At 68.9% G+C, this 25571-nt stretch carries 17 protein-coding genes, 1 tRNA gene and 2 riboswitches; of the genes, 12 read left to right on the forward strand and 6 right to left on the reverse strand.

Going from position 1 to position 25571, the window contains the following annotated elements; all coding sequences use genetic code 11:
- Positions 1-140: 140 nt before the first annotated feature.
- The 3 genes from Q3A80_RS16035 (at position 141) to Q3A80_RS16045 (ending at position 2916) form a co-directional block, all read left to right on the forward strand.
- A complete protein-coding gene (locus Q3A80_RS16035) occupies positions 141-959 on the forward strand; it encodes a flagellin domain-containing protein (protein ID WP_446329940.1) in 819 nt (272 codons plus the stop codon).
- Between the two features lie 183 nt (positions 960-1142).
- Positions 1143-2576 carry a flagellar filament capping protein FliD gene (gene fliD / locus Q3A80_RS16040; RefSeq protein ID WP_446329941.1) on the forward strand — a complete coding sequence of 478 codons (1434 nt, stop codon included), beginning with the start codon at positions 1143-1145 and terminating at the stop codon, positions 2574-2576.
- Between the two features lie 40 nt (positions 2577-2616).
- A complete protein-coding gene (locus tag Q3A80_RS16045; protein WP_446329942.1) occupies positions 2617-2916 on the forward strand; it encodes a flagellar protein FliT in 300 nt (99 codons plus the stop codon).
- A gap of 127 nt (positions 2917-3043) precedes the next feature.
- Here Q3A80_RS16045 and Q3A80_RS16050 read toward each other — a convergent pair whose 3' ends face one another.
- The 4 genes from Q3A80_RS16050 to Q3A80_RS16065 form a co-directional block, all read right to left on the reverse strand.
- The gene (locus Q3A80_RS16050) at positions 3044-5533 is read right to left on the reverse strand and encodes a tetratricopeptide repeat protein (protein WP_446329943.1); all 2490 of its coding nucleotides are present in this window, start codon (positions 5531-5533) and stop codon (positions 3044-3046) included.
- 41 nt (positions 5534-5574) lie between these two features.
- Entirely contained in the window at positions 5575-8079 is a 2505-nt protein-coding gene (locus tag Q3A80_RS16055) for a tetratricopeptide repeat protein (protein ID WP_446329944.1), read from the reverse strand.
- 33 nt (positions 8080-8112) lie between these two features.
- Complete coding sequence (locus Q3A80_RS16060; protein ID WP_446329945.1) at positions 8113-9945, reverse strand: O-linked N-acetylglucosamine transferase, SPINDLY family protein; 1833 nt, start codon at positions 9943-9945, stop codon at positions 8113-8115.
- A 517-nt stretch (positions 9946-10462) separates the two neighbouring features.
- Positions 10463-10538: transfer RNA gene (locus Q3A80_RS16065), tRNA-Arg, on the reverse strand.
- 252 nt (positions 10539-10790) lie between these two features.
- Between Q3A80_RS16065 and Q3A80_RS16070 the strand changes: the two genes are divergently transcribed.
- On the forward strand, positions 10791-11690 hold the full coding sequence (locus tag Q3A80_RS16070; RefSeq protein WP_446329946.1) for a c-type cytochrome: 900 nt from the start codon (positions 10791-10793) through the stop codon (positions 11688-11690).
- Between the two features lie 100 nt (positions 11691-11790).
- On the opposite strand, the gene Q3A80_RS16075 is transcribed toward Q3A80_RS16070, so the two are convergent.
- Positions 11791-13878, reverse strand: a complete 2088-nt coding sequence (locus Q3A80_RS16075) for a UvrD-helicase domain-containing protein (protein ID WP_446329947.1) — start codon at positions 13876-13878, stop codon at positions 11791-11793.
- A 404-nt stretch (positions 13879-14282) separates the two neighbouring features.
- On the opposite strand from Q3A80_RS16075, the gene Q3A80_RS16080 reads away from it, so the two are divergent.
- Both Q3A80_RS16080 and Q3A80_RS16085 read left to right on the forward strand, forming a co-directional pair.
- On the forward strand, positions 14283-15722 hold the full coding sequence (locus Q3A80_RS16080) for a tetratricopeptide repeat protein (RefSeq protein WP_446329948.1): 1440 nt from the start codon (positions 14283-14285) through the stop codon (positions 15720-15722).
- Positions 15723-15770: 48 nt separating this feature from the next.
- Positions 15771-16565, forward strand: a complete 795-nt coding sequence (locus Q3A80_RS16085; RefSeq protein WP_446329949.1) for an FkbM family methyltransferase — start codon at positions 15771-15773, stop codon at positions 16563-16565.
- A gap of 18 nt (positions 16566-16583) precedes the next feature.
- On the opposite strand, the gene Q3A80_RS16090 is transcribed toward Q3A80_RS16085, so the two are convergent.
- The gene (locus tag Q3A80_RS16090; RefSeq protein ID WP_446329950.1) at positions 16584-17291 is read right to left on the reverse strand and encodes an SGNH/GDSL hydrolase family protein; all 708 of its coding nucleotides are present in this window, start codon (positions 17289-17291) and stop codon (positions 16584-16586) included.
- A 246-nt stretch (positions 17292-17537) separates the two neighbouring features.
- Here Q3A80_RS16090 and Q3A80_RS16095 point away from each other — a divergent pair, with 246 nt between their 5' ends.
- From Q3A80_RS16095 to Q3A80_RS16120, 6 genes are all read left to right on the forward strand, one after another.
- Positions 17538-18590, forward strand: coding sequence for an oxidoreductase (locus tag Q3A80_RS16095; RefSeq protein ID WP_446329951.1), 1053 nt, complete (start codon positions 17538-17540; stop codon positions 18588-18590).
- A gap of 211 nt (positions 18591-18801) precedes the next feature.
- Entirely contained in the window at positions 18802-19164 is a 363-nt protein-coding gene (locus Q3A80_RS16100; RefSeq protein WP_040142834.1) for a hypothetical protein, read from the forward strand.
- Positions 19165-19296: 132 nt separating this feature from the next.
- A riboswitch (glycine riboswitch) is annotated at positions 19297-19402 on the forward strand.
- Positions 19403-19434: 32 nt separating this feature from the next.
- Positions 19435-19568, forward strand: a riboswitch (glycine riboswitch).
- Between the two features lie 86 nt (positions 19569-19654).
- Complete coding sequence (gene gcvT, locus Q3A80_RS16105) at positions 19655-20773, forward strand: glycine cleavage system aminomethyltransferase GcvT (RefSeq protein ID WP_446329952.1); 1119 nt, start codon at positions 19655-19657, stop codon at positions 20771-20773.
- 138 nt (positions 20774-20911) lie between these two features.
- The gene (gene gcvH / locus Q3A80_RS16110) at positions 20912-21292 is read left to right on the forward strand and encodes a glycine cleavage system protein GcvH (protein WP_446329953.1); all 381 of its coding nucleotides are present in this window, start codon (positions 20912-20914) and stop codon (positions 21290-21292) included.
- A 61-nt stretch (positions 21293-21353) separates the two neighbouring features.
- Entirely contained in the window at positions 21354-24281 is a 2928-nt protein-coding gene (gene gcvP / locus Q3A80_RS16115) for an aminomethyl-transferring glycine dehydrogenase (protein ID WP_446329954.1), read from the forward strand.
- A gap of 153 nt (positions 24282-24434) precedes the next feature.
- Positions 24435-25571 (forward strand): alginate lyase family protein, encoded by a 1137-nt coding sequence (locus tag Q3A80_RS16120; RefSeq protein ID WP_446329955.1) that lies wholly within the window; start codon positions 24435-24437, stop codon positions 25569-25571.

A 25571-nucleotide genomic window follows, 5' to 3' on the forward strand; every position in this document is an offset into this window, starting at 1 on the left:
CCTCGAACATCCCTCTAAAGTTTTCGCCGGGTGCCGCCGTCAACCAGGAAAGGCGGGCAGCGCCACTCGCGATAAAGCGCAACGCCGAAAACGAACCTGATCCTGTCTGTACTCAGGCATTTTCCAAAACGAGGAAGCAAATGCTGAACATCAACACCAACATCCTTTCGCTGTCGACGCAGACGAACCTGTCGGGCTCGCAGAACGCGCTGTCGCAAGCGATCAACCGCCTGTCGTCGGGCAAGCGCGTGAACAGCGCGGCAGACGATGCAGCCGGCCTCGCGATCGCGACGACCCAGACCGCCGCAATCAACGCGCTGAACCAGGGCGTGTCGAACGCCAACAACGGCATCTCGATGGTGCAGACCACGGCCGGCGCGCTCCAGTCGATCGTCGACAACCTGCAGCGTATCCGCCAGCTGGCAGTCGAAGCCGGCGACGGTTCGCTCGACTCCAACGCACGTGCAAACCTGCAGTCGGAAGTGTCGACCCGTCTGACGGAAATCTCGCGCGTCGCGACGCAAACGACGTTCAACGGCCAGTCGGTGCTGCAAGGCCTGGGCACGGTCAGCTTCCAGATCGGCGCGGTCAACGGCCAGACGATCGCAGCGAACTTCGGCTCGCAGAGCTGGGACTCGAACAACCTGGGCATCAGCGCGCTGACGGTGTCGAGCGTGTCGGATTCGCAGGCAGCGATGGGCTCGATCGACGCAGTGCTGACGAAGGTCAACACGTTCCAGGCAACGCTCGGCGCAACGCAGAACACGTTCCAGTCGGCGATCACGAACACGCAGACGCAGTCGACCAACATGTCGGCAGCCCGTTCGCAGATCACCGACGCGGACTTCGCGACGGAAACGGCGAACCTGAGCAAGGCGCAAGTGCTGCAGCAGGCAGGCATCTCGGTGCTGGCACAGGCGAACTCGCTGCCGCAGCAGGTCCTGAAGCTGCTGGGTTAATACCCGCCACCGGCGGCGCGCGTCTCGCGACGCGCCGTCCGCCGGCACGGGCGCCGCGACCTCGGTCCGGCGCCCGCGCCCCTTCATCGCGCATCCGGGAGGCTCGCCTCCCGTTGCGCGCTTGTTCGACACCGACGCGCGCTTCGCCCGACCCTGTCCGGGCACGCAGACCGGAGCCCCCGAATGACCTCGACGACCACCACCACCACGTCCACCAGCGACCTGAATACCGCGCTCCAGCAGGCCGCGCAGTCCATCATCAGCGGCTCGACGAAGTCGTCGCTCGACGTCAATTCGCTCGTCTCCGCGCTCGTCACCGCGAAAACCACCGCGCAATCGGTCGCGCTCACGAACAAGCAGACCTCCGACAACACCGAACTGTCCGCGATCGGGCAGATCAAGTCGCAGCTCGCGGCGCTGCAAACGGCGCTGCAGGGCCTCACCGACGGCACGACGCTGTCGGCACTGACCGCGACGGCCAGCGGCTCCGGCCTCACCGCCACCACCGCGAGCGGCGCGGCGGCCGGCACGTACACGGTGAAGGTCAACGCGGTCGCGACCGCCAACTCGATCTCGTCGCCGGCGATCACGTCGTCCGACACGATCGGCAGCGGCACGTTGACGGTCGGCGTCGGCAGCGGTTCGATGCAGGTGTCGGTCTCGTCGACCGACACGCTCGCGACGATCGCCGCGAACATCAACAAGGCATCGAACAACCCGGGCGTGACGGCCACGGTGATCAATGCGTCCGACGGCCAGCACCTGGTCATCTCGTCGAACAGCACGGGCGCCGCGAACACGGTGTCGATCACCGCCGGCGCGGGCCTGAACAGCAAGCTCGACTCGACCCAGTCGGCGTACACCACGGTGACGCCCGCCGCGGACGCGAACATCACGATCGCCGGCAGCACCGTGACGAGCGCGACGAACCAGATCTCCAACGCGATGACCGGCGTCACGCTGAACCTGAGCGCGGCCGCGGTCAACACGACGCAGACGCTCACGATCGCGCAGGACACGACCGGCATCACGACGGCGATCAACAATTTCGCGAAGGCGTACTCGAGCTTCGTCACGACGGCGTCGAGCCTGTCGTCGTACACGACCACGTCGTCGGGTTCGACGGCCGGCCCGCTGCTCGGCGACGCGATGCTGAACTCGATCACGAACGGCCTCGCGACCGCGCTCAGCAGCGGCGTCACGACGGGCGGCAAGACCTACAGCCTGTCGTCGATCGGCATCAACCTGAACACCGACGGCACGCTGACGGTCGACAGCACGAAGCTGCAGACCGCGCTCACGACCAACAGCTCGGCCGTCTCCGCGCTCTTCAACTCGACGAACGGTGTCGGCGTCACGCTGAACAACTTCACGAATTCGTATTCGGCGACGGGCGGCCTGATCGATCAGCGCACGGCGTCGCTGAACAAGGACCTGTCCAACCTGCAGGATCAGGCGACGCAGCTGCAGAACTACCAGACCGCGCTCACGGCCCAGTACAACGCGCAGTTCACCGCGCTCAACACGCTGATGACGCAGATGCAGAACAACCAGCAGTACCTGACGCAGCTGTTCGGCGGTTCGAACAGCGCCGGCACGCTCGCCACCAACAAGTGACGGACCGGCCCCCGGCCGCTGCCCATCCGGAGCTCTCGCCATGGAACATTCTTCGCTGACCCGCGCGCTGGCGCTCACCCATGCGCTCGCGGACGCCGTCTCGCACGACGCATGGGAGCACGCCGCCACGCTCGTGAACGAGCGCGCCGCGCTGCTGATGTCGCTCGACGCGAACCAGACGCCGCAAGCGCTCGCGATCGTTCGCGAGATCCAGCGGCTCGACGCGGACATCACCGAACGCGCGAAAGCCGGCCGCGAGCGGCTGATGACGAATCACCGGCTCGCGCTGCAGCGCATCGACGCCGCATCGCGCTATCAGTCGACCGGAATGATGGGCTGATACGGCGACATACCACGACAACAACAACGACGCCCGCCAGGGCGCTCCCCTCGAAGAGCCGCAGCGATGCGGCTTCTTTTTTTGGGGCGGCCGCACGACGCCGGCCGCCGGCTGCGGCCCGCCGCCGTCACCGAGTCCGTGCGTCGCCCCGATCGCCGGCGAGCCACGCATCCCACATCTCGTGGAACGCGTTCTCGAGATGGCGCGCGAAGCGCTTCGCGTCGCCGAGCGGCGAGCGCTGCATCTGCTGGCGCAGTCCGGCACGCATCGCCGCGAGTTCGCCGCGATCGCGGGAGAACGCGACGGCCTTCGCGATGTAGTCGGCTTCGTCGCGCGCGATCCAGTCGCCGAGGCCGGCCGCATGCAACAGGCTCTCGCAGATGTGCGTGACGAACCGCTCGCCCTTCATCCCGAGCACCGGCACGCCCATCCACAGCGATTCGGCCGTCGTCGTGCCGCCCGGGTACGGGAACGGGCTCAGCATCACGTCGGCGCGGTTGTACGTCGCGAAATAGGCGTCGCGCGTCGAGCCCGGCTCCAGGATCAGCCGGTCGGCGCCGATACCGTGCGCGGCAAAGCGCGCCCGCGTCGCGTCGCAGATGTCGGTGACCGCGAGCTCGTATGCCTTGAGCAGCAGCTTCGCGTCCGGCACGGTGTGCAACAGGCGCGACCATACGCGCACCACGTCGTCGGTCACCTTCACGAGCTTGCCGAAGCAGCCGAACGTGATGTGCCCGTTGCGCAGCATCGGCAACGGTCCGACCTGCACGTCGTGCGGCGGCGGCGTGAAGCACAGGTAGCTGTCCGGCAGCCGCCATGGCCGCTCGACGAAATGCGCTTCCTCGCCGGGCGGCAGCACGTGCGCATCGCCGAGGAAATAGTCCATCTCCGCGATGCCGGTCGACGCAAAGAAGCCGAGCCAGCTCACCTGGATCGGCGCCGGCTTCCATGCGAACGCAGGCAGGCGGTTATGCGCCGTATGGCCGGCCAGGTCGACGAGCACGTCGATCCGCTCGTCGTGGATGCGCGTGGCCGTCTGCTCCGTGCCGAGATCCGTGATGCGGTGCCAGCCGTCGAAATGCGGCTTCAGCCGCGCGGTGTAGTCGTCCTCGGTGTCGAAGGTCGTGAACGCGACCAGTTCGAGCCGCGTCCGGTCGAGATGCGCGACGACGCTTTCGAGAAAGATGCCGACCGGGTGCCGCCGGAAATCGCCCGACACGAAGCCGACGCGCAGCTTGCGCCCGTTCAGCGGCGCCGGCCGATGCTGCCACGGCCGCGCATGCATCGACATGCGCTCGCCGAACGCGCGCGCGTCGGCCAGATACGCTTGCGGGTCGAAATCGGTCTGGCCCGCGAGGCAGAACAGCAGCGACGTGTAGGTTCCGGGATTGTCGGGATCGCACGCCAGCGCGCGGCGATAGCACGCGATCGCGGCGTCGACGTCGCCGGTCTTGCGCAGCACGTCCGCGAGGTGCGCATGCCGGCGCGCCGTGCCCGGGTCCAGCTCGAGGGCCGTGCGTGCGCTCTCGAGCGCCTCGTGAACGCGCCGCGCCTGCACCAGCGCGATCGACAGGTTCTGGTGGATGTCCGCCGAATCCGGATCGAACTCGAGCGCGCGCCGGTACTGCACGATCGCGTCGTCGACGCGATCCAGCCAGTAATACGCGTGGGCCAGGTTCACATAGCCTTCGGCCCGGCGCGGATCCAGCTCGATGGCGCGCTTGCCGGCCTCGACGGATTCCTCGATCCGGTTCTCGCTCTTCAGCGCGCGGCTCAGGTTCAGGTGCGCGTCGACGTCGCCGCCGGACAGCTCGATCACGCGCTCGAAATGCACGATCGCCTCGTCGTTCCGGCCCGCGTCACGCAGCGCGCTGCCGAGACAGTTGTGAACCTGCGGATCCAGCGGATCGAGTTCGACGGCCCGGCGCAGCGTCGCGATGGCTTCGTCGAGGTCGCCGCGCGCAAGCAGCGCGGTGCCGAGATTGCCGTGCACGATCGCGCGGCCCGGATTCAGCGCGACGGCCGCGCGGTAGCTGTCCACCGCCGCGTCGAACTTGCGCTGCGTCGTCAGCACGTTGCCGAGGTTGTTGTACGCGTCCGCGTAGCCCGGCGCGTGTTCGATCGCCTTGCCGTACGCGAGCACCGCCGCATCCGGCTGCCCGAGATCCTTCAGCGCGTTGCCCAGGTTGTTGTACGCCTGCGCATAGTCCGGCCGCAGCGCGATCGCCTGCGCGCAGTGCTGCATCGACGCATCGAGCTGCCGCGCTTCGCGCAATGCGTCGCCCAGGTTGTTGTGCGCGTCCGCGTAGTCCGGCTGCCGCGCGACCGCTTCGCGGTACTGCGCGATCGCATCGTCGAGCCGGCCGCGCTCGCGCAGCGCATTGCCCAGGTTGTTGTGATAGATCGCGCTCGGATACGCTTCGATCGAGCGCCGCATCAGCGCGATGCCTTCGTCCGGCTGCCCGCTCTGGCAAGTCAGCAGCCCGAGGAAATGCAGCGCGTCCGGATGCGCGGGTTCACGGGCGAGCAGCTGCTCGTAGGCCGCCCTCGCGTCGCCGAGCCGCCCCGCCTGATGATGCGCCAGTGCGGCGCCGAGTATGTCGGTGGTCTGTTGCATGTCGTCGTTTCGTCGTTCGCGCGCCGCCGTTGCCGCGCGGCTCAATTCCATTCGTCGCCCGCGGCGGCCCGCTCGTCGGCGCCGGCGTTCGTGCCGTCCATCCACATTCCGTGAAACGCGTCCCCGAGATGGGTCGCGAAGCGCCGCGCATCGCACAGCGGCGACGCGAGCACTTGTGCGCGCAGCGTCTGCCTCAGCGCGCCGAGCCGTTGCGGATCGGCCGCGCCGGCCACGGCCTTCGCGACGTAGTCGTCTTCGTCGCGCGCGATCCAGTCGCCGAGGCCGGCCGTATGCAGCACGCTCTCGCAGATGTGCGTGACGAAGCGCTCGCCTTTCATCCCGAGCACCGGCACGCCCATCCACAGCGACTCCGCCGTCGTCGTGCCGCCCGGGTACGGAAACGGGCTCAGCATCATGTCGACGCGGCGATACGCAGTCAGGTATTCGCCGCGCGGCGAGCGGCCTTCCATCGTCAGCCGGCCGGCGTCGATCCCGTGCCGCGCGAACCGCTCGGCCGTGCGGCGCACCGCATGCGCACTGTCGAGCTCGCCGGCCTTCAGGAACAGCCGCGCGCCCGGCACCGCGGCGAGCACGCGCGACCACACGCGCACGACCGCATCGTTCATCTTGCCGAGCTTGCCGAAATAGCCGAACGTCATCGCGCCGTTCTCGTGTTGCGGCAGCGGGCCGACGTCGAGCGCCGGGTGCGGCGGCGTGAAGCACAGGTAGCTGTCCGGCAGCCGCCACGGCCGCTCGACGAAATGCGCTTCCTCGCCGGGCGGCAGCACGTGGCGGTCACCCAGCACGTAATCGATCGCACGCAGCCCCGTCGACGCGAAGAAGCCGATCCACGTGACCTGCACCGGCGCGGGCTTCCACGCGAATACGCCGAGCCGGTTTTGCGCCGTGTGGCCCGACAGGTCGACGAGGATGTCGATGCCGTCCGCGCGGATACACTGCGCGGCCTGTTCGTCCGACAGGTCGACGAGCGGATGCCACGCCGCGAAGTGCGGCTTCAGGCGCGCGGTCGTCTCGTCTTCGACCGCCGAGGTCGGATACGCGATCAGCTCGAACCGGTGCCGGTCGAGATGCTCGAGCACGCCTTCGAGGAAAATGCCGACCGGATGCGTGACCAGGTCGCCCGACACCCAGCCGATGCGCAGCCGGTCAGCCGCTCGCCGCGAGCCGGCGTGCGCGAACGGCCGCGCATGCGCTTCGACGTACGCGCCGAAACGCCGTGCGGCCCGCCGCGTTTCCGTCTGGTCGAGCGACGGATGCGTGGCCAGCGCGAAGATCAGCCGGTCGTGCAGGGTCGCATTCGTCACGTCGAGTTCGACCGCGCGGCGGTAATGCGCGAATTCGCCGTCCACATCGCCGAGCATGCCGAGCACGTCGCCGAGCGTCATGTGCGCGGGCGCCGCGCGCTCGTTCAGTGCGAGCGCCGCACGCGCATGCGGCAGCGCGTCGTCCGGACGGTTTTGCTTCAGCAGCACGATCGCGCAGCGATGATGCGCGTCGATGTCGTTCGGATCGAGCTCGATCGCGGTCTCATAGCACATGACGGACGCGTCGTACTTGCCCAGATCGTGGTACATGTCGCCGAGCATCCGGTAGCCGGGCCCGTGACGCGGCGTCAGTTCGAGCGCGCGCGTCATGCATTCGGCCGCGCGCGCCGTCTGCCGCTGGCGGTACAGCACGTCGGCGAGACCGGCGTGCGCGTCCGCGCGCAGCGGCGACAATGCCGCCGCCCGCTCGAACTGCTCGATCGCCGCGTCGCTGCGGCCCGCGTCACGCAGCGCGCCGCCGAGATCGACACGCGCCTGCGCATCGGCGGGTGCCAGTTCGACGCGACGGTGCAACGCCGCGATCGCCGCGTCGCGATCGCCGCGCGCGAGCAGCGCGGCGCCGAGATTGCCGTGCACGATCGGGTTGGACGGGTCCAGCGCGGCGGCCGCGCGGTAGCTGTCCACCGCCGCGTCGAACTTGCGCTGCGTCGTCAGCACGTTGCCGAGGTTGTTGTACGCGTCCGCGTAGCCCGGCGCGTGTTCGATCGCCTTGCCGTACGCGAGCACCGCCGCATCCGGCTGCCCGAGATCCTTCAGCGCGTTGCCCAGGTTGTTGTACGCCTGCGCATAGTCCGGACGCAGCGCGATCGCCTGCGCGCAGTGCTGCATCGACGCATCGAGCTGCCGCGCTTCGCGCAATGCGTCGCCCAGGTTGTTGTGCGCGTCCGCGTAGTCCGGCTGCCGCGCGACCGCTTCGCGGTACTGCGCGATCGCATCGTCGAGCCGGCCGCGCTCGCGCAGCGCATTGCCCAGGTTGTTGTGATAGATCGCGCTCGGATACGCTTCGATCGAGCGCCGCATCAGCGCGATGCCTTCGTCCGGCTGCCCGCTCTGGCAAGTCAGCAGCCCGAGGAAATGCAGCGCGTCCGGATGCGCGGGCTCACGGGCGAGCAGCTGCTCGTAAGCCGCCCTCGCGTCGCCGAGCCGCCCTGCCTGATGATGCGCCAGTGCGGCGCCGAGTATGTCGGTGGTCTGTTGCATGTCGTCGTTTCGTCGTTCGCGCGCCCCGGTCGATCAGTCGGTCGTTCGCGCGGGCGATGCCGCCGCCTGACCCGCGCGCGCGGCCCACATCCCGTGAAACGCGTCCTCGAGATGCCGCGCGAAGCGCGGCGCGTTGCACAGCGGCGATGCGATCAGCTGCATGCGCAGGCCCGAGCGCAGCAGCCGCAGGTGCGCCGGATCGGTCGCGAAGGCCGCGGCTCTTGCCACGTAGTCGTCTTCGTCGCGCGCGACCCAGTCGGCCAGTCCGACCGTCTGCAGCAGGCTTTCGCAGATGTGCGTGACGAACCGGTCGCCGCGGATCCCGAGCACCGGCACGCCCATCCACAATGCATCGGCGGTCGTCGTGCCGCCCGAGTACGGGAACGGGCTCAACATCATGTCGACGCGGCGGTACGACGCCAGGTATTCGCCGCGCGGCGCGTTCGGCTCGAGCAGCAGCCGCGCCGGGTCGATGCCGTGCTGCGCGAACCGCTCGCGCGTGCGGCGCACCGCGTACGCGCCGGCCAGCTCGCTCGCCTTGAGCAGCAGCCGCGCTCGGGGCACCGCCGCGAGCACCTTCGACCAGACGCGCACCACCGCGTCGCTGATCTTCCCGAGCTTGCCGAAATAGCCGAACGTCACCGCGCCATCGGCCAGTTGCGGCAGCGGGCCCGGCACGATCGCGTCGCGCGGCGGCGTGTAGCACAGGTAGCTGTCCGGCAGCCGCCACGGCCGCTCGACGAAATGCGCTTCCTCGCCGGGCGGCAGCACGTGACGGTCGCCGAGCACGTAATCGATCGCATCGAGCCCGGTCGTCGCGACATAGCCGATCCACGCGACCTGCACCGGCGCAGGTTTCCACGCGAACAGCGCCAGCCGGTTGAAGATCGTGTGGCCGGCCGCGTCGACCAGGATGTCGATCGCATCGTCGCGGATCCGCCGCGCCGCGGCCTCGTCGCCCAGCGCGGCGATGCTCGTCCAGCTTGCGAACAGCGGGCGCAGCCGCTGCGTCAGTTCGTCCTCGACGTCGCGGGTCGGATACGCGACGAACACGACGCGCGTGCGGTCGGTTGCGCGCAGCACGCTTTCGAGGAAATAGCCGATCGGGTGATGCTTGAGGTCGCCCGATACGATGCCGACCCGCAGCGGCCGCACGCCGTCGGCCGTCAGCCACGACCGGTACGGCACGGCGCGCGCGGCCGCCTGCGCACCGTACGCCCGCGCTGCATCGAAATGGACGTGCGGCGCGGCGGCGCTGTAGTTCAGCGCGAACAGCAGGTTGTCGTGAGGCTCGAGGATGTCCGGCCGCAAGGCGATCGCGGCCCGGTAGCCTTCGAGCGCGGCCTCCAGTTCGCCCGCATCGAGCATCGCGTTCGCGAGGTTGTTGTACGCCTGCGCATGGTCCGGCCGCAGCCGGATTGCGGTGCCCAGCGCGTCCACCGCGCCTTCGCAGTCCTTCAGTGCCCGCAATGCGTTGCCGAGATTGTTGTACGCGTCCGCATCGTCCGGTCGCAGCGCCAGCGCGTGCCGGAAGCATTCGGCCGCCGCCGCGGGCCGGTTGTGCGCGGCCATCACGGTGCCGAGGTTGTAGTAGTAGCGCGCGTGCGGGTCGCGCCGGATCGCGTCCGCGATCGCCGCCACCGCCTCGTCGAAGTTGCCGCGGCGAAACGCGACCAGTCCGTGAACGTGCAGCGCCTCCGCGCAGCCAGGCTCGCGCTGCAGCGCTTGCCCGCACAGACGCGCGGCGGCGTCGAGCCGGCCCGCGTCGTAATGCTCGAGCGCGGTGGCCAGCAACGCGTCGGCCGGCGTGTCGTGGCGCGACGGGCTGTCGGCTGCGGGTCCGCGTTCGAGGAGGTGTTCGTTCATGGGCCGGGCTTCCGCTGGATCCGCTGGGTCCGCTATACGCGTGAATGACGAACCGGCCGCCCGGGGAAACTGCCCCGGTCGATGCCCGGCCGGCACTTCCGGCATGCAACGGACGCGGCCCGCGCCAGCGGGCGCGTGCGTCGGGTCGCATGAAAGGCGGCCGCGGACAGGCCGGCGCTGCGGCGCCGACGGCAGGAAACTGGCGGATATTGTCGCGACGTCGACGAGGTTTCGAACGGCCGATCAGTCGAGCAAAACGCCCGTAATTCGTCGCATCGCGGGATGGGGCGTCGGCGCCGCGGGGCGACAAGGGGGCTTGGCAGAGGGTAGCCGGTCGATCCGGGTCTCGGGTTCGCCGGCGCGCGCGGTGGCCGGTGAGTTGATGCTGAACGCGTTGAACACGTCGCTTTCCGCAGTGACGGCTGCCGGACGACATCACGCGCGTGCGCGACGCTTCAGCGAATTCGGGGAAACGGGAAAACGGATCGGGAAAAACGATGCCTGGAATCAGGCCATTTGGCGCGCCCGGCTGGGATCGAACCAGCAACCCCTGCCTTCGGAGGGCAGTACTCTATCCATTGAGCTACGGGCGCCTGTGACAGTGAAACGACCCCGATAAACCGGCCGCCCACCATTGGCAAGACGGCAAGGATACCCGGTTTCCCATGACGCGTCCACCTTGCCGGCCGAATCGGCGTCCGGCCCTCATTTGTGCGGGTAAACACGCGCCTTCGCACCGCTCGCCGTGATGTAAACGTTCCGTCTATAATCGTCCGTGCTTCATTGGACTGCCATTTTGCCGTTGCACCGCGCTCACAATTCCTATTCACGGAGACGAGGCAAGCATGAGCGAAGCACCCCACGAATCTCCCGTCAAAACTCCCGGGCAGCTGATTGCCGTCATCATCGCGTCGTTCGCGATCCCGATCGCACTGATCGTCCTGTTTGCCACCTATGCCAATCATGCGTTCCGTTCCGGCGCTGGCACCGACGCGCTATCCGACCAACAGGTCGCCGCGCGGATCGCGCCGATCGCACAGGTCGAAGTAAAGGACGCCAACGCGCCGCGCACGTACAAGACCGGCGAGGAAGTCTACAAGGCCGTATGCGTGACCTGTCACGGCACGGGCGCTGCCGGCGCGCCGAAGTTCGGCAACAAGGACGACTGGGCGCCGCGCATCTCGCAGGGCTTCGACACGCTGCTGAAGACGGCGCTGTCGGGCAAGGGCGCGATGCCGCCGCGCGGCGGCACGAGCCCCGACGACGTCAGCGACTATGAAATCGCGCGTGCGATCGTCTACATGGCGAACAACGACGGCGCGAACTTCCCCGAACCGGCCGCGCAGGCCGCCAATGCGGCGCAGGCAGCGAGCGGCGCAGCGGGTGCAGCAGGCGCATCCGGCGCCGACGCGTCGAACGCGCAGGCCGCCGCCGCGATCGCAGCGATCGCCGCGATTCCGAAGACGGGCGAGAAGCCCGCGGCCGCGCCGACGAGCGCCGACGCCGCGTCGGCCGGCAAGGCGCTGTACACGCAGGTGTGCCAGGCGTGTCACGCAGCCGGCGTGCTCGGCGCGCCGAAGTTCGGCAGCAAGGAGGACTGGGCGCCGCGCCTGAAGGACTCGATGGACACCGTCTACAACTACGCGCTGCACGGCAAGGGCGCGATGCCGCCGAAGGGCGGGTCGAACGCGTCCGACGCCGACGTGAAGGCGGCCGTCGACTACATGGTCAACGCGGCGAAGTAACGGCAACGCCGTCCCGCCAGAAAAAGCCCCCGCGATGCAAGCGCATCGCGGGGGTTTCGTTTTGCCGGAGCGGGCGCCGGGCCGGAAGCCGCCGCGCCGCTCACTTCTGCAGCAGCGCCTTCAGGCTCGCGAGCCGGTCCTTCGGCGACATCGGCGCCTCCTCCGGCGTCGGCGGCGGCGCATCGTCGAGACCCATCTCCGGGATGAAGCGAGACGGTTCGCACACGACCGTCTCGCGCGCCCGCTTGCGCTTCTTGCACCAGTTCAGATGCAGGCTGCGCTGCGCCCGCGTGATCGCCACGTACATCAGCCGGCGCTCTTCCTCGATCCGCTCGCTGTCGATCGGGCCGTCGTCCTCGCTGCCGCCGCGGTGCGGCATGATGCCCTCCTCGACGCCGACCAGGAACACGTGCGGATACTCGAGCCCCTTCGACGCATGGACGGTCGACAGCCGCACGGCGTCCGGATCCTCGTCCTTGCCCTCGAGCATCGACATCAGCGCGACGGTCTGAATCAGGCCGAGCAGGTTCTTGCCGGTGTCCGCGAGCCCGTCCGCGTTGTGGAAGCCTTCGGCCTCGCCGTCGACGGCTTCCGTCTCCGGCTTGGTGCCCTTGCGCTTCAGCCATTCGAGGAATTCGAGCACGTTCTGCCACTTCGACTGCGCCTGCCGCTCGTCGAACGCGTCGTACAGGTAGGCCTCGTAGTGGATGGCTTCCATCATGTCGTCGAGCACGACGGTCGCGGGCTCCTTGTCGGCGCGGTCGGTCAGGCGCTGGATGAAGTCGCAGAACATCCTGAGCGGCTCGAGCTGCCGCGCGGACAGCCGCGCCTCGATCCCGCCCATGTAGACGGCCTCGAACAGCGACACCTTCGCCTGGCCCGCGAACGAGCCGAGCGCCTCGAGCGTCGTGTTGCCGATCCCGCGGCGCGGCGTCGTGACGGCGCGGATGAAGGCGGGATCGTCGTCGGCGTTCGCGATCAGGCGCAGGTACGCGCACAGATCCTTGATCTCGGCCTTGTCGAAGAACGACTGCCCGCCGGACAGCACGTACGGGATCCGCTCGCGCCGCAGCACCTGCTCGAAGATCCGCGCCTGGAAGTTGCCGCGATACAGGATCGCGTAGTCGCGGAACTGCGCGCGCCGCTCGAACTTGTGCGCGGACAGCCGGAACACCACGGATTCGGCTTCATGCTCCTCGTCGTTGCACGGCGTGACGGTGATCGAGTCGCCCATCCCGTGCTCGGACCACAGCTTCTTCTCGAACAGCTTCGGATTGTTCGCGATCACGTTGTTCGCGGCGGTCAGGATCCGCACCGTCGACCGGTAGTTCTGCTCGAGCTTGATCACGTGCAGCTTCGGAAAATCCTTGCCGAGCTGCGCGAGGTTCTCGAGCGTCGCGCCGCGCCAGCCGTAGATCGCCTGGTCGTCGTCGCCGACGGCCGTGAACGCGGCGCGCGGGCCGGCGAGCAGCTTCAGCAGCTCGTACTGGCACGCGTTGGTGTCCTGGTATTCGTCGATCAGCAGGTAGCGCAGCTTGTTCTGCCAGCGGTCGCGCACCTGCTCGTTCTTCGCGAACAGCTCGGCCGGCAGCCGGATCAGATCGTCGAAGTCGACGGCCTGGTACGCGTGCAGCGTCGCGACGTAGTTGCGATAGACGAGCGCCGCCTGGTGTTCGTCCTCGTTGGCCGCGATCGTCATCGCCTCCTCGGGCATGATCAGGCCGTTCTTCCACAGCGAAATGATGCTCTGGATCTTGCGGATCAGGCCCTTGTCGGTGGTGCCGATCTGCTCCTGGATCATCCCGAAGCAGTCGTCCGAATCCATGATCGAGAACTGCGGCTTCAGGCCGACGTGCTCGGCCTCCTGGCGCAGGATCTGCACGCCGAGCGAATGGAACGTGCACACGGTGAGCTGGTTGACGGGCACCTTGCGGCCTTCCTTGCCGGGCGTGGTGAGCGTCTTGCCTTCGAGCAGCTTCGACACGCGCTCGCGCATTTCGGCGGCGGCCTTGTTCGTGAACGTGACGGCCGCGATGTGGCGCGGCTCGAAACCTTTCGCTTCGATCAGGTGCGCGATCTTCTGCGTGATCACGCGGGTCTTGCCGCTGCCCGCGCCGGCGAGCACGAGGCAGGGACCGTCGAGGTAGCGCACCGCTTCGTTCTGAGCGGGGTTGAGGCCTGCGGACATGATGACGGATGATGTTGCGGTTGACGGCGGAACGCCGGGAGGATGCCGCGCGCGGCAGGCCCGGGATGCAGGCGGATACGCGGGGCAGGACGCGCATGTTAACACGCCGGCGGCGGCCGGCGCGGGACGATGCCGCCGCGCGGCGGATCGCGCGGCGGCCGGGCTTCGCGCCCCTTTTCCGTGCGTCCTTGCCGGTGCCCCGCGGTGCGTCTTCCGGCGCCGGTGCCCCGCGCCGCATCCGTGCGCTGCCCGCGCGCCGGCGCACCCACGGCGAACATCGGAACAGGCAGCAAATTTCCCCTCTGTTTGAACCATGGCCGCGCGGCCGAACCGGCACCATACGCGAAACGTCGGCGCCTGCGCGCGCCGCCGCCCTTCATTCGCCGTCATCGACTTCCGCCGCCATGAACGACACAGCCATCGCCGCTCCCGTTTCCGAGGCCGAGCTGGCCCGCGCCGCCGCGCTTCACGCCGCCGGATCGCTTCAGGACGCGGAGCAGGCGTACCGCCAGATCCTGCAAGCGCATCCCGAACACGCCGACACGCACCTCCGGCTCGCGACGGTGCTCGAACAGCTCGACCGGCGCGACGCCGCACTGCGGCACTTTCGCGCGGCGGTGGCGAGCGATCCGTCGCAGCGACGCTACTGGATCGCGTGCATCGACGCGCTGACCCGCGACGAGCAGACCGACGCGGCACGCTCGATGGTCGCGCAGGCCCGCGAACACGGCATCGATGCGCTGTCGCTCGAGCTCGCGGCGGCCGATGCGCCGTCCGCCTCCGCCGACGAACTGGCAGCCGTCCTCACCGAATTCATGAACACGCTCGCGGCGCTGCTCGACAAGCGGCAATTCGCGCAGGCGGAAAGCATCGCGAGCCAGCTGACCGAATGGATGCCCGACATCGGGTTCGGCTGGAAGGCGCTCGCCGTCACGCTGATTCAGCAGGAACGTCACGCGGAAGCACTCGCGCCGATGCGCAAGGCCGCCGCGCTGATGTCCGACGACGCCGACACGCAGCGGGATCTCGCCGAACTCGAAGCGCACGTGACGCAGGCCGCGCCGGCACCGGTGCAGATCGCGACGCCGCTCCCGGCAAATGCGGCGCTCTGCGCGACGCTGCCCGGCAGCCGCCAGTTCCGGCATTTCGCGGGCGGCCTCGTCGCCACGGTGCCCGTGCTGATCCCGACCTTCAACAATCCGACGTACTCGCGCCGGATGGTGGAGCAGTTGAAGGCGCGCGGGCTGCGCAACATCGTGATCGTCGACAACGCGTCGAGCGCACCGGACATGCTCGCGTTCCTGGAAGCCGTACAGGACGACGCGACCGTCGTGCGGCTCGAGCACAACGCGGGGCCGCGCGCGCTGTTCCTGTCGGACGAGAACTACGCGCGGCTGCCGGACCTCTTCTGCGTCACGGACCCCGACCTCGAACTGAACGACGCGCTGCCGCCCGAATTCCTGTTCGAGCTGATCGACGCGACCGAAGCGTTCCAGACCGGCAAGGCCGGCTTCGCGCTCGACATCTCGCAACCGGAGCTGATGAAGGACACGCAGGTCGGCTACGGCGACAGGACCTACACGATCCTCGAATGGGAAGCGAACTTCTGGCGCCACGCCATCGGCCAGACGGCCGGCGGCGACCCGATCTACAACGCGCCGATCGATACGACGTTCGCCGTCTACAACAAGCGCTACTTCCGCCGCGACGCGCATATCTGCGGCGTCCGGTTCGCGGGCCGCTACACCTGCAAGCACGTGCCCTGGTACAAGGAAACGGGCCTGCCGGAGACGGAGGAGCAGTACTACCGCGCCCACCAGAAGTGGTCGAACTATCTGCGCTGACGCGCGCCGCGCCCCCCGCTTCGCCCGACAACCCTGACACCTCGCGCCATGCTACCCAGAGTCAACCTCGTCAAGACCGACAACGCCGATTACCTGCTGTTCGCGACCCGCGACGCGATTTCGGCGAACCTCTATTACAACGGTTCCTGGGACGCGTCGCTGCTGACCATCAGCCAGATGTTCTACGCGAACGAGGAAGCGCCGCTGATCCTCGACATCGGCGCGAACCTCGGCGCGTACGCGGTACCGGTCGCGAAGAGCGTCGCCGCGCAGGGCGGGATGGTCTACGCGTTCGAACCGCAGCGGATCGTCTATTACCAGCTGTGCGGCAACGTGTTCCTGAACCGGCTCGACAACGTGCACGCGTTCAACGTCGCGATCGGCAACCAGGACGGCGTCGTCCCGCTGCCCGCGATCGACTATTCGCGCTCGATCAACATCGGCGGCTTCTCGCTCGACGAGCAGTTCAACCTGCGCCGCAACTCGGTCGAGACTGTCGCGAGCCAGCAACCGAACGACGTGCCGATCGCGCGGCTCGATACGCTGAACTTCCCGAAGTCGCCGGCGCTGATCAAGATCGACGTCGAAGGCCTCGAACTCGACGTGCTCAAAGGCGGGACGGCGTTTCTCGAACGGCACGGCTTTCCGCCGCTGCTGCTCGAGGCGTGGAACCTCGAATGGTTCTCGGAAAAGCGCGCCGCGCTGCTCGACTACCTGAAGACGCTCGGCTACTCGTGGTTCGCGATGGGCGACGAACTCGTCGCCCAACATCCGGCGTTCGCGCGGCAAGTCAGCTTCGAGACCGGCGCCGACGGCGTGATCCGGATGAACCGCACGCGCTGACGGCCGCTGCGCGCCGCGTCACGCGCGCAGGCGTTCCCTGAGCGCGCCGGCGGCCCGGGCGGCCCACGTCGCGCACGCAGCCTCGCCGGGATGAAATCCGTCCGCGGCCATCAGGTGCGGCTCAAGCGGCAGCGCGACGCGCAGGAACGTACAGCGCGGCTGCGTCGCGGCCCACTCGGCCAGTGTCGCGTTGAGCCGCTTCGCGCGCATGCCGAGATACCACGCCAGCGGCTGCGGCAGCGCCGGAAAGCGCTCGATCGGCGGCACGGCAGACAGGATCACGTGCGCGACCCCGAACCGCGTGGCGAGCAGATCGACGAGCGCCGCCTGCGCGGCACGCCAGCGCGCCGGCGACACGCCGTCCGTCACGTCGTTCACGCCAAGCGACGTCACGGCCGCATCGAACGGCTGCGCCGGTTCGGCCGCCAGCCAGTCGACGAGCGCCTCGGCGGTCAGCCCGGTGCGCGCCAGCAATTTCCAGCTCACGCGGTGCGAGGCCGCGAGCGCACGGGCGAGCTGACCCGCCAGCGCGTCGCGCTGCGCCGCGACACCGACGCCCGCCGCCGCCGAATCGCCCAGCACCAGCACACGCAGCGGCGCACCCGCGCCGGCCGTGCCCTCGCGCGGGCCGGCCGCCTCGGCGAGCCGCGGCGTGACGCGGCGAACGCGCCGCCCCTGCATGAACAGCAGCGGGCCCAGGGCGGCGGTGGCAAGCGGATATCCCATGGTATCGATCCGGTAACGAAGCAAACAGGCAGCGCGGGACGCCGCGCCGGGATGGTCCATTGTGGCCGATTTGCGCGCCGGGCGCGGTCATGTTGGCCGTTCGGACAAGGATCCTGCGCGTCGGCGCCCGGTTTCGTCGTCCGTTCGGCCAACGCCCGCTCGCGCCCGTGGGGTCGTGCCACAATAGCCGTCCGCGCGGCCCGTGGCCGCGCCGCTTTGCCCACTCGTACGCAGCCAAGGATTGCCATGTCGTCATTGCTCAGGATTGGTTTGATGGGTTTCGGTTTCGCCGGCGCGACGTTCCACGCGCCCGTGATCGCCACGAGCGGCCGCACCGAGGTCGCCGCGATCGCGACGGGTCAGTCCGATCGCGCGCGCGCCGCGTATCCGGGCGCGCGCATCGTCCCGGATCTCGACACGCTGCTCGGCCTCGACGACATCGACTGCGTGGTGATCGCCACGCCGAACGACACGCACTTCGCGCTCGCGCGGCAGGTGCTGGAGGCCGGCCGCCACGTCGTCGTCGACAAGCCCGTCACGCTCACCGCCGACGAAGCGCTCGCGCTCGCGCGGCTCGCGAACGCGCGCAGCCGCCTGTTCGCGCCGTTCCACAATCGCCGCTGGGACGGCGACTTCCTCACCGTGCGCCGCATCGTCGAATCCGGCGAGCTCGGCCGGCTCACGTGGTTCGAGTCGCACTTCGACCGCTTCCGCCCGACCCCGCGCACGCGCTGGCGCGAGGAGCCCGCACGCGGCGGCGGCCTGCTGCTCGACCTCGGCCCGCACTTGATCGACCAGGCGCTCGCGCTGTTCGGGCTGCCGCAGACGGTCAGCGCCACGGTGAAGACGCGCCGCGACAACGGCACGGCGCCCGATCTCGTGCACCTGCTGCTCGGCTATCCGGACAAGGACGTCGCGCTGCACGCGAGCGCGCTGTCGGCGATCGAGCCCGCGCGCTTCACGCTGCACGGCACGCGCGGCAGCTATCAGAAATTCGGGCTCGACACGCAGGAAGACCAGTTGAAGGCCGGCCTCACGCCCGACCACGTCGAGTTCGGCGGCGGCAACCCGCCCGGCGTGCTGCGCGTGCTCGACGGCGAGGTCGAGGTCGAACGCCCGGTGCCGACGCTCGACGGCCAGTACGCGGAGTTCTACCGCGCGCTCGCCGCGTCGGTCCACGACGGCGCGCCGTTCCCGGTCACGCCGCAGGACGCGGTCGACGTGATGACGATCATCGAGCTCGCCGCGCAGAGCGAGCACGAAGGCCGCCGGGTACCGTTCGTGCGCCGCACCGTCTGACGCTCGACGGGCGCCCGCCGGATCGGTGCCGGTCCAGCGCGGCCGCCCTGTCCGTGCGTCGCGGCCGCGGCTGCGCCCACGGCGCCGGCCGCCGCGACGGCGCGGGCCCGAACATTCCGTTACAAATGGTGCGGGAACGAAAGTCAGCGCTCGTCCGGTCTGACGCGTTTCTCGAAAAGTCGATCCGACACCAAACCGTCAGGAGAATGTGATGCAACGGTTGATTCGCGCGGCGGCATGCTGCGTCCTGGTTTCCTCGCTCGCGGCCTGTGTCGTGCAGCCGCAGCGGCCGGCCCGGCAGGCGCCGCCGCCCCGGCCGAATCCTCAGGTCGTCGCCAACGACCGCTTGCAGGAGGTCCAGGGGCGGATCGACAACCTGCACCGCCGGATCGACGCACGCGTGAACGGCGGCTACTATCCGCCGCCGTACGGCGCGCAACTGCACCACCGCCTCGACGTGATCCGCCAGGAAGCGAACGACATGTCCGCGCAGCACAACGGCGGCCTGTCCGGCGACGAGCAGCGCGTGCTGAACCAGGAACTCGACACGGCCGCGCGCGCGATCGGCGAGTAAGTGCGGGCCGTGCCGGTGCCCGCAGCGCGCCGGTTCAGGCCCGAAAAACGGCGGCATCGCTTGCCGCCGCTTGTCGCGAAGCGACATTCTTTTGCCCAAATTGACAATGCCCACCCGCTCGCGTACAGTCGCCCGCACGCGTCGGGAGAGCGCGTGACCGCGTGGCGTTTGCAACGCCGGTCGCGCCGCCGAAGGGGCACACCCGCAAACTCTCAGGCAAAAGGACCGACCGCGTCGGGGATTCCCGTCCGCGCATTGCGCGGGCCGCAGTCCCCGCACTCTGGAGAGCGGCAGTAGCCCGCTGCGCACACGCGGCGCGGGCAGGCTGCCCACCGAAGGGGCGCGCGTTCGCCGGCTCGTCGCCGCAGCGCAATCTCTCAGGTATCGAGGACAGAGGGGCATGTACCGGATCGCTTCGCAGGCCGCAGGGCCGCGACGGTCGGCACATGGCCGTTCTGACCCGCGCGCAAGCGCCTTGCCTGAGGCCTCGATGACTGCACTGAATCACACCCCGCTCAACGCCGCGCACCGCGCGCTCAACGCCCGCATGGTCGACTTCGGCGGCTGGGACATGCCCGTCAACTACGGCTCGCAGATCGAAGAACACGAAGCCGTGCGCACCGACGCCGGCATGTTCGACGTATCGCACATGTGCGTCGTCGATTTCACCGGCAGCCGCGTGCGCGCCTTCTTCGAACACGCAATCGCGAACAACGTCGGCAAGCTCAAGACGCCCGGCAAGGCGCTCTACTCGTGCCTGCTCAATCCGGAAGGCGGCGTCATCGACGACCTGATCGTCTATTACTTCACCGAAGACTTCTTCCGCGTGGTGGTCAACGCCGGCACGGCCGAGAAGGACATCGCGTGGTTCAACCGGCTCAACGACCAAGGCGGCTTCGGGCTGACCATCGCGCCGCGCCGCGATTTCGCGATCGTCGCCGTGCAGGGCCCGAACGCCCGTGAAAAGGTCTGGACCACGGTGCCCGCCGCGCGCGCCGCCACCAGCGAACTGAAGCCGTTCAACGCCGCGCAGGTCGCCGGCACGCCGTTCGGCGATCTCACCATTGCCCGCACCGGCTACACCGGCGAAGACGGTTTCGAAATCATCGTCCCGGCCGTGCACGTCGAAGCGCTGTGGAACGCGCTGCAGCAAAACGGCGTGCGCCCGTGCGGGCTCGGCGCGCGCGACACGCTGCGCCTCGAGGCCGGCATGAACCTGTATGGCCAGGACATGGACGAAACCGTGTCGCCGCTCGACGCGGGCCTCGCGTGGACGGTCGACCTGTCGGCGCCGCGCGAATTCGTCGGCCGTGCCGCGCTCGAGCGCGACGGTTCGCGCGCCGCGTTCGTCGGCCTGATCCTGCAGAAGGAAAACGGCAAGGCGGGCGGCGTGCTGCGCGCGCACCAGAAAGTCGTCACGCCGCACGGCGAAGGCGAGATCACGAGCGGCACGTTCTCGCCGTCGATGCAGGAATCGATCGCGTTCGCGCGCGTGCCAGCGGCCGTCCAGGTCGGCGACACCGTGCACGTGCAGATTCGAGACAAGCAACTTCCCGCGCGCGTGGTAAAACTGCCGTTCGTGCGCAACGGCAAGGTCCTCGCTGCGTAACGACCAGGAAGCGACCGGGAAGCAACCGCACGGCCGCCTCCCGGTGAAGCCGGGAAATGGCGCCCGGCGCAACCACACCCCGGCGCGCCCCGGCGGCGCGCCAGCATAACGAACACACCTTTTATCCAGGAGCATCCGATGAGCAACGTCCCGGCCGATCTGAAGTACACCGACGAACACGAGTGGATCCGCACCGAAGCCGACGGCACGCTGACGGTCGGCATCACCGATCACGCGCAGAGCACGCTCGGCGACATCGTCTTCCTCGAACTGCCGCAAGTCGGCAAGTCGGTGAGCGCGGGCGACGCCGTCGGCGTCGTCGAATCGGTGAAGGCCGCCTCCGACATCTACTCGCCGGTATCGGGCGAGATCGTCGCCATCAACGAAGCAGCCGCCGACTCGCCGGAAGAAGTGAATAGCGACGCGTACGGCGTGTGGCTCTTCAAGATCAAGCTCGCGGACGGCGCATCGACCGACAAGCTGATCGACGCCGACGCATACAGCAAGCTGATCGACTAACTTTCCTTACCCGAACCGCGCGCGGCCGGGCAGCCGGCCCGCGCGGGACCAGAGTCACGCCATGAAGCTCGAACACCCGGACCGCCTGATGAACCGCACGCCCCTCTCGCTCGCCGCGCTCGAAACGCACGACGCGTTCGCAGAACGCCACATCGGCCCCGATGCCGCCAGCCAGCAGGCCATGCTCGACACGCTCGGCTTCGCGTCGCGCGCCGCGCTGATCGACGCCGTGATCCCGGCCTCGATCCGCCGCGCCGAAACGCTGCCGCTCGGCCCGTTCGCGCAACCGAAGAGCGAGGCCGAAGCGCTCGCCGCGCTGCGCGCGCTCGCGGACAAGAACCAGGTGTTCCGCTCGTATATCGGCCAGGGCTATTACGACTCGCACACGCCGGCCGTGATCCTGCGCAACGTGCTCGAAAACCCGGCGTGGTACACGGCTTATACGCCGTACCAGCCCGAAATTTCCCAGGGCCGCCTCGAGGCGCTCCTGAACTTCCAGCAGATGGTCGCCGACCTGACGGGCCTCGCGATCTCGAACGCATCGCTGCTCGATGAAGCGACGGCCGCGGCCGAAGCGATGACGCTGCTGCAGCGCACCGGCAAGCCGAAGTCGAACGTGTTCTACGTCGCCGACGACGTGCTGCCGCAAACGCTCGAAGTGATCCGCACGCGCGCGCTGCCGGTCGGCATCGAGATCAAGACGGGCCCGGCGGCCGACGCCGCGCAGGCCGACGCATTCGGCGTGCTGCTCCAGTATCCGGGCGTGAACGGCGACGTGCGCGACTACCGCGCGCTCACCGACGCGATCCACGCGGCCGGCGGCCATGTCGTCGTCGCGGCCGACCTGCTCGCGCTGACGGTACTGACGCCGCCCGGCGAATGGGGCGCGGACGTCGCGGTCGGCAACACGCAGCGCTTCGGCGTGCCGATGGGCTTCGGCGGCCCGCACGCCGCGTACATGGCCGTGCGCGACGAATTCAAGCGCCAGATGCCCGGCCGCCTCGTCGGCGTGACGGTCGACGCGCAGGGCAAGCCCGCGCTGCGCCTCGCGCTGCAGACGCGCGAACAGCACATCCGCCGCGAGAAGGCGACGTCGAACGTGTGTACCGCGCAGGCGCTGCTCGCGATCATGGCGAGCATGTACGCGGTGTATCACGGCCCGCACGGCCTGAAGACGATCGCGCTGCGCGTGAACCGCATCGCGGCGCTCCTCGCCGCCGGCGTGAAGCAGCTCGGCTTCGCGACCGTCAACGACACGTTCTTCGACACGCTGACGATCGACACCGGCGCGCGCACCGCGCAGGTCCACGAGCTCGCGAAGGCCAAGCGCATCAACCTGCGCCGCGTGAGCGACACGCAAGTCGGCGTGTCGGTCGACGAAACGACGACCCGCGACGACCTCGCCGACCTGCTTGCCGTGTTCGCGCAGGCCGCGGGCGGCACCGCGCCGGCCGTCGATGCGCTGGACGCAGGCCTCGCCGGCGTCGCCGCGCTGCCGGCCGGCCTCGAGCGCACGAGCGCGTACCTCACGCACCACGTGTTCAACCGCCACCATTCCGAGACCGAAATGCTGCGCTACCTGCGCAGCCTGTCGGACAAGGATCTCGCGCTCGACCGCTCGATGATCCCGCTCGGCTCGTGCACGATGAAGCTGAACGCGACGTCGGAAATGCTGCCGGTCACGTGGCCCGAATTCGGCCGGATCCATCCGTTCGCACCGGCCGAGCAGACCGTCGGCTACCGCGAGATGATCGACCAGCTCGAAGCGATGCTCGTCGCGGCCACCGGCTACGCGGCGGTGTCGCTGCAGCCGAACGCCGGCTCGCAGGGCGAGTACGCGGGCCTGCTGATCATCCACGCGTACCACGCGTCGCGCGGCGAAGCGCATCGCGACGTGTGCCTGATCCCGGCGTCCGCGCACGGCACGAACCCGGCGTCCGCGCACATGGCCGGCATGAAGGTCGTGGTGGTCGCGTGCGACGCGCAGGGCAACGTCGACATCGCCGATCTGAAGGCGAAGGCCGAGCAGCACTCGAAGAATCTCGCGGCGATCATGATCACGTATCCGTCGACGCACGGCGTGTTCGAGCAGAACGTCCGCGAGATCTGCGAGATCGTCCATGCGCACGGCGGCCAGGTGTACGTCGACGGCGCGAACATGAACGCGATGGTCGGCCTGACCGCGCCGGGCCAGTTCGGCGGCGACGTGTCGCACCTGAACCTGCACAAGACCTTCTGCATCCCGCACGGCGGCGGCGGCCCGGGCGTCGGCCCGGTCGCGGTCGGCGCGCACCTCGCGAAGTTCCTGCCGAACCAGCGCTCGACCGGCTACGCGCGCGGCGAGGAAGGCATCGGTGCAGTGTCGGCCGCGCCGTACGGCTCGGCATCGATCCTGCCGATCTCGTGGATGTACATCGCGATGATGGGCGCGAAGAACCTGACCGCTGCCACCGAAACCGCGATCCTCAACGCGAACTACATCGCGAAGCGTCTCGCGCCGCACTACCCGGTGCTGTATTCGGGCCCGGGCGGGCTGGTCGCGCACGAGTGCATTCTCGACCTGCGTCCGATCAAGGAAACGAGCGGCATCAGCGTCGACGACGTCGCGAAACGCCTGATGGACTACGGCTTCCACGCGCCGACGATGAGCTTCCCGGTGCCCGGCACGCTGATGGTCGAGCCGACCGAATCGGAATCGCAGGAAGAACTCGACCGCTTCATCGCCGCGATGATCGCGATCCGCGAGGAAATCCGCGCGGTCGAGGAAGGCCGCGCCGATCGCGAGGACAACCCGCTGCGTCACGCGCCGCACACGGCTGCCGTCGTCACCGCGAACGAATGGCCGCACGCGTACTCGCGCGAGCAGGCTGCGTACCCGGTCGCGTCGCTCGGCACGAACAAGTACTGGCCGCCGGTCGGCCGCGCGGACAACGCGTACGGCGACCGCAACCTGTTCTGCTCGTGCGTGCCGATGTCGGACTACGCGTAACGCTCGTTTCGCACCGGAGCGTTCGAGCGCGACCACACCGCACGCAGCCGCCGGTTGCGTGCGGTGTTGGCGTTCGCCGCCCGGCCAATCGGTTCACGCTTGCCCGCCAATCCGGCTAACATCAACGCGATCCAGCCAATCAAGGAGTTCCGCATGGTGCGTCCGATGTTTCCGGGCCATGGCGCAACGCAGGCGCGGCCGCGCACGCGCCGCTTCGTGCCGCTGTTCGTCGCGTCGTTGTCGTTTGCCGCCGCCGGCCTCGGCGCAGCCGGCAGCGCGCGCGCGGCGATGAATTTCTGCGCGGCGCCCGCATTGCAGGCGAGCGAGACGACGCAAGCCGAGCCGGGCGTGCAGGCGCTGATCCACAGCGTCGACGCGCGCATCGGCGAGCAGCCGAAGGCGATGCCGCGCGTGCACACCGAGGGCACGCTGCCGCATGAAGGCATCTACGACCAGAGCGCCGACGCGCTGAAGGACATGGAGCTGATGCGCGACGCGGCGCTCGCGTGGCGCGTGACCAACGCGCCGCGCTATCTGCAGCTCGTCGACCGCTTCCTGTCCGCGTGGGTATCGACCTATCGGCCGAGCTTCAACCCGATCGACGAGACGCGCTTCGACAGCCTGATCATCGCGTACGACATGACGGCGAGCGCGCTGCCGGTCAAGACCCGCAATGCGACCGCGGCATTCATCGCGAAGCTCGGCGCCGGCTACGTCGCGCAGATCGACGCGCAGAAGCGGCCGCTCACCGGCACGTGGCGCAACAACTGGCAGAGCCATCGGATCAAGCTGATCGCGCTGTCCGCGTTCACGCTCGGCGACCGCAAGATGATGAACGCCGCGCAGCGGCTGTTCGTCGAGCATCTCGCCGACAACATCGGCGCGGACGGCAAGACCTGGGATTTCGACGAACGCGATGCGCTGCACTACGCGGTGTACGACCTGCAGCCGCTGGTGACGGCCGCGCTCGCCGCGCGCCGCTTCAACCGCAACTGGCTGCGCGAGCGCGGCGCGAACGGCGCGACGCTCGCGGCCGCGCTCGACTGGCTCGTGCCGTACGCGCTCGGCGAGAAGACGCACGAGGAATTCGTGAATTCGCCGGTGCCGTTCGACGCGAAGCGCCGCGAAGCCGGCTTGCCGGGCTACACGGGGCAGTGGGACCCGAAAAACGCCACCGAACTCTTTCATCTGGCCGCGCGGCTCGACGGGCGCTATGCCCGCGTCGCGCGCCAGCTATCCGTCATGCCGCCCGCATGGCTGGCCGCGTGCCTGCCCTTGCAGGCGCGCTAG

This window comes from Burkholderia sp. SR8, assembly GCF_052851275.1.

Excerpts from the sequence above, each read along its gene's own strand:
- Q3A80_RS16035 (WP_446329940.1), top strand. The coding sequence starts at position 141 with ATGCTGAACATCAACACCAACATCCTTTCGCTGTCGACGCAGACGAAC.
- fliD (WP_446329941.1), top strand. The coding sequence starts at position 1,143 with ATGACCTCGACGACCACCACCACCACGTCCACCAGCGACCTGAATACC.
- Q3A80_RS16045 (WP_446329942.1), top strand. The coding sequence starts at position 2,617 with ATGGAACATTCTTCGCTGACCCGCGCGCTGGCGCTCACCCATGCGCTC.
- Q3A80_RS16050 (WP_446329943.1), bottom strand. The coding sequence starts at position 5,533 with ATGCAACAGACCACCGACATACTCGGCGCCGCACTGGCGCATCATCAG.
- Q3A80_RS16055 (WP_446329944.1), bottom strand. The coding sequence starts at position 8,079 with ATGCAACAGACCACCGACATACTCGGCGCCGCACTGGCGCATCATCAG.
- Q3A80_RS16060 (WP_446329945.1), bottom strand. The coding sequence starts at position 9,945 with ATGAACGAACACCTCCTCGAACGCGGACCCGCAGCCGACAGCCCGTCG.
- Q3A80_RS16070 (WP_446329946.1), top strand. The coding sequence starts at position 10,791 with ATGAGCGAAGCACCCCACGAATCTCCCGTCAAAACTCCCGGGCAGCTG.
- Q3A80_RS16075 (WP_446329947.1), bottom strand. The coding sequence starts at position 13,878 with ATGTCCGCAGGCCTCAACCCCGCTCAGAACGAAGCGGTGCGCTACCTC.
- Q3A80_RS16080 (WP_446329948.1), top strand. The coding sequence starts at position 14,283 with ATGAACGACACAGCCATCGCCGCTCCCGTTTCCGAGGCCGAGCTGGCC.
- Q3A80_RS16085 (WP_446329949.1), top strand. The coding sequence starts at position 15,771 with ATGCTACCCAGAGTCAACCTCGTCAAGACCGACAACGCCGATTACCTG.
- Q3A80_RS16090 (WP_446329950.1), bottom strand. The coding sequence starts at position 17,291 with ATGGGATATCCGCTTGCCACCGCCGCCCTGGGCCCGCTGCTGTTCATG.
- Q3A80_RS16095 (WP_446329951.1), top strand. The coding sequence starts at position 17,538 with ATGTCGTCATTGCTCAGGATTGGTTTGATGGGTTTCGGTTTCGCCGGC.
- Q3A80_RS16100 (WP_040142834.1), top strand. The coding sequence starts at position 18,802 with ATGCAACGGTTGATTCGCGCGGCGGCATGCTGCGTCCTGGTTTCCTCG.
- gcvT (WP_446329952.1), top strand. The coding sequence starts at position 19,655 with ATGACTGCACTGAATCACACCCCGCTCAACGCCGCGCACCGCGCGCTC.
- gcvH (WP_446329953.1), top strand. The coding sequence starts at position 20,912 with ATGAGCAACGTCCCGGCCGATCTGAAGTACACCGACGAACACGAGTGG.
- gcvP (WP_446329954.1), top strand. The coding sequence starts at position 21,354 with ATGAAGCTCGAACACCCGGACCGCCTGATGAACCGCACGCCCCTCTCG.
- Q3A80_RS16120 (WP_446329955.1), top strand. The coding sequence starts at position 24,435 with ATGGTGCGTCCGATGTTTCCGGGCCATGGCGCAACGCAGGCGCGGCCG.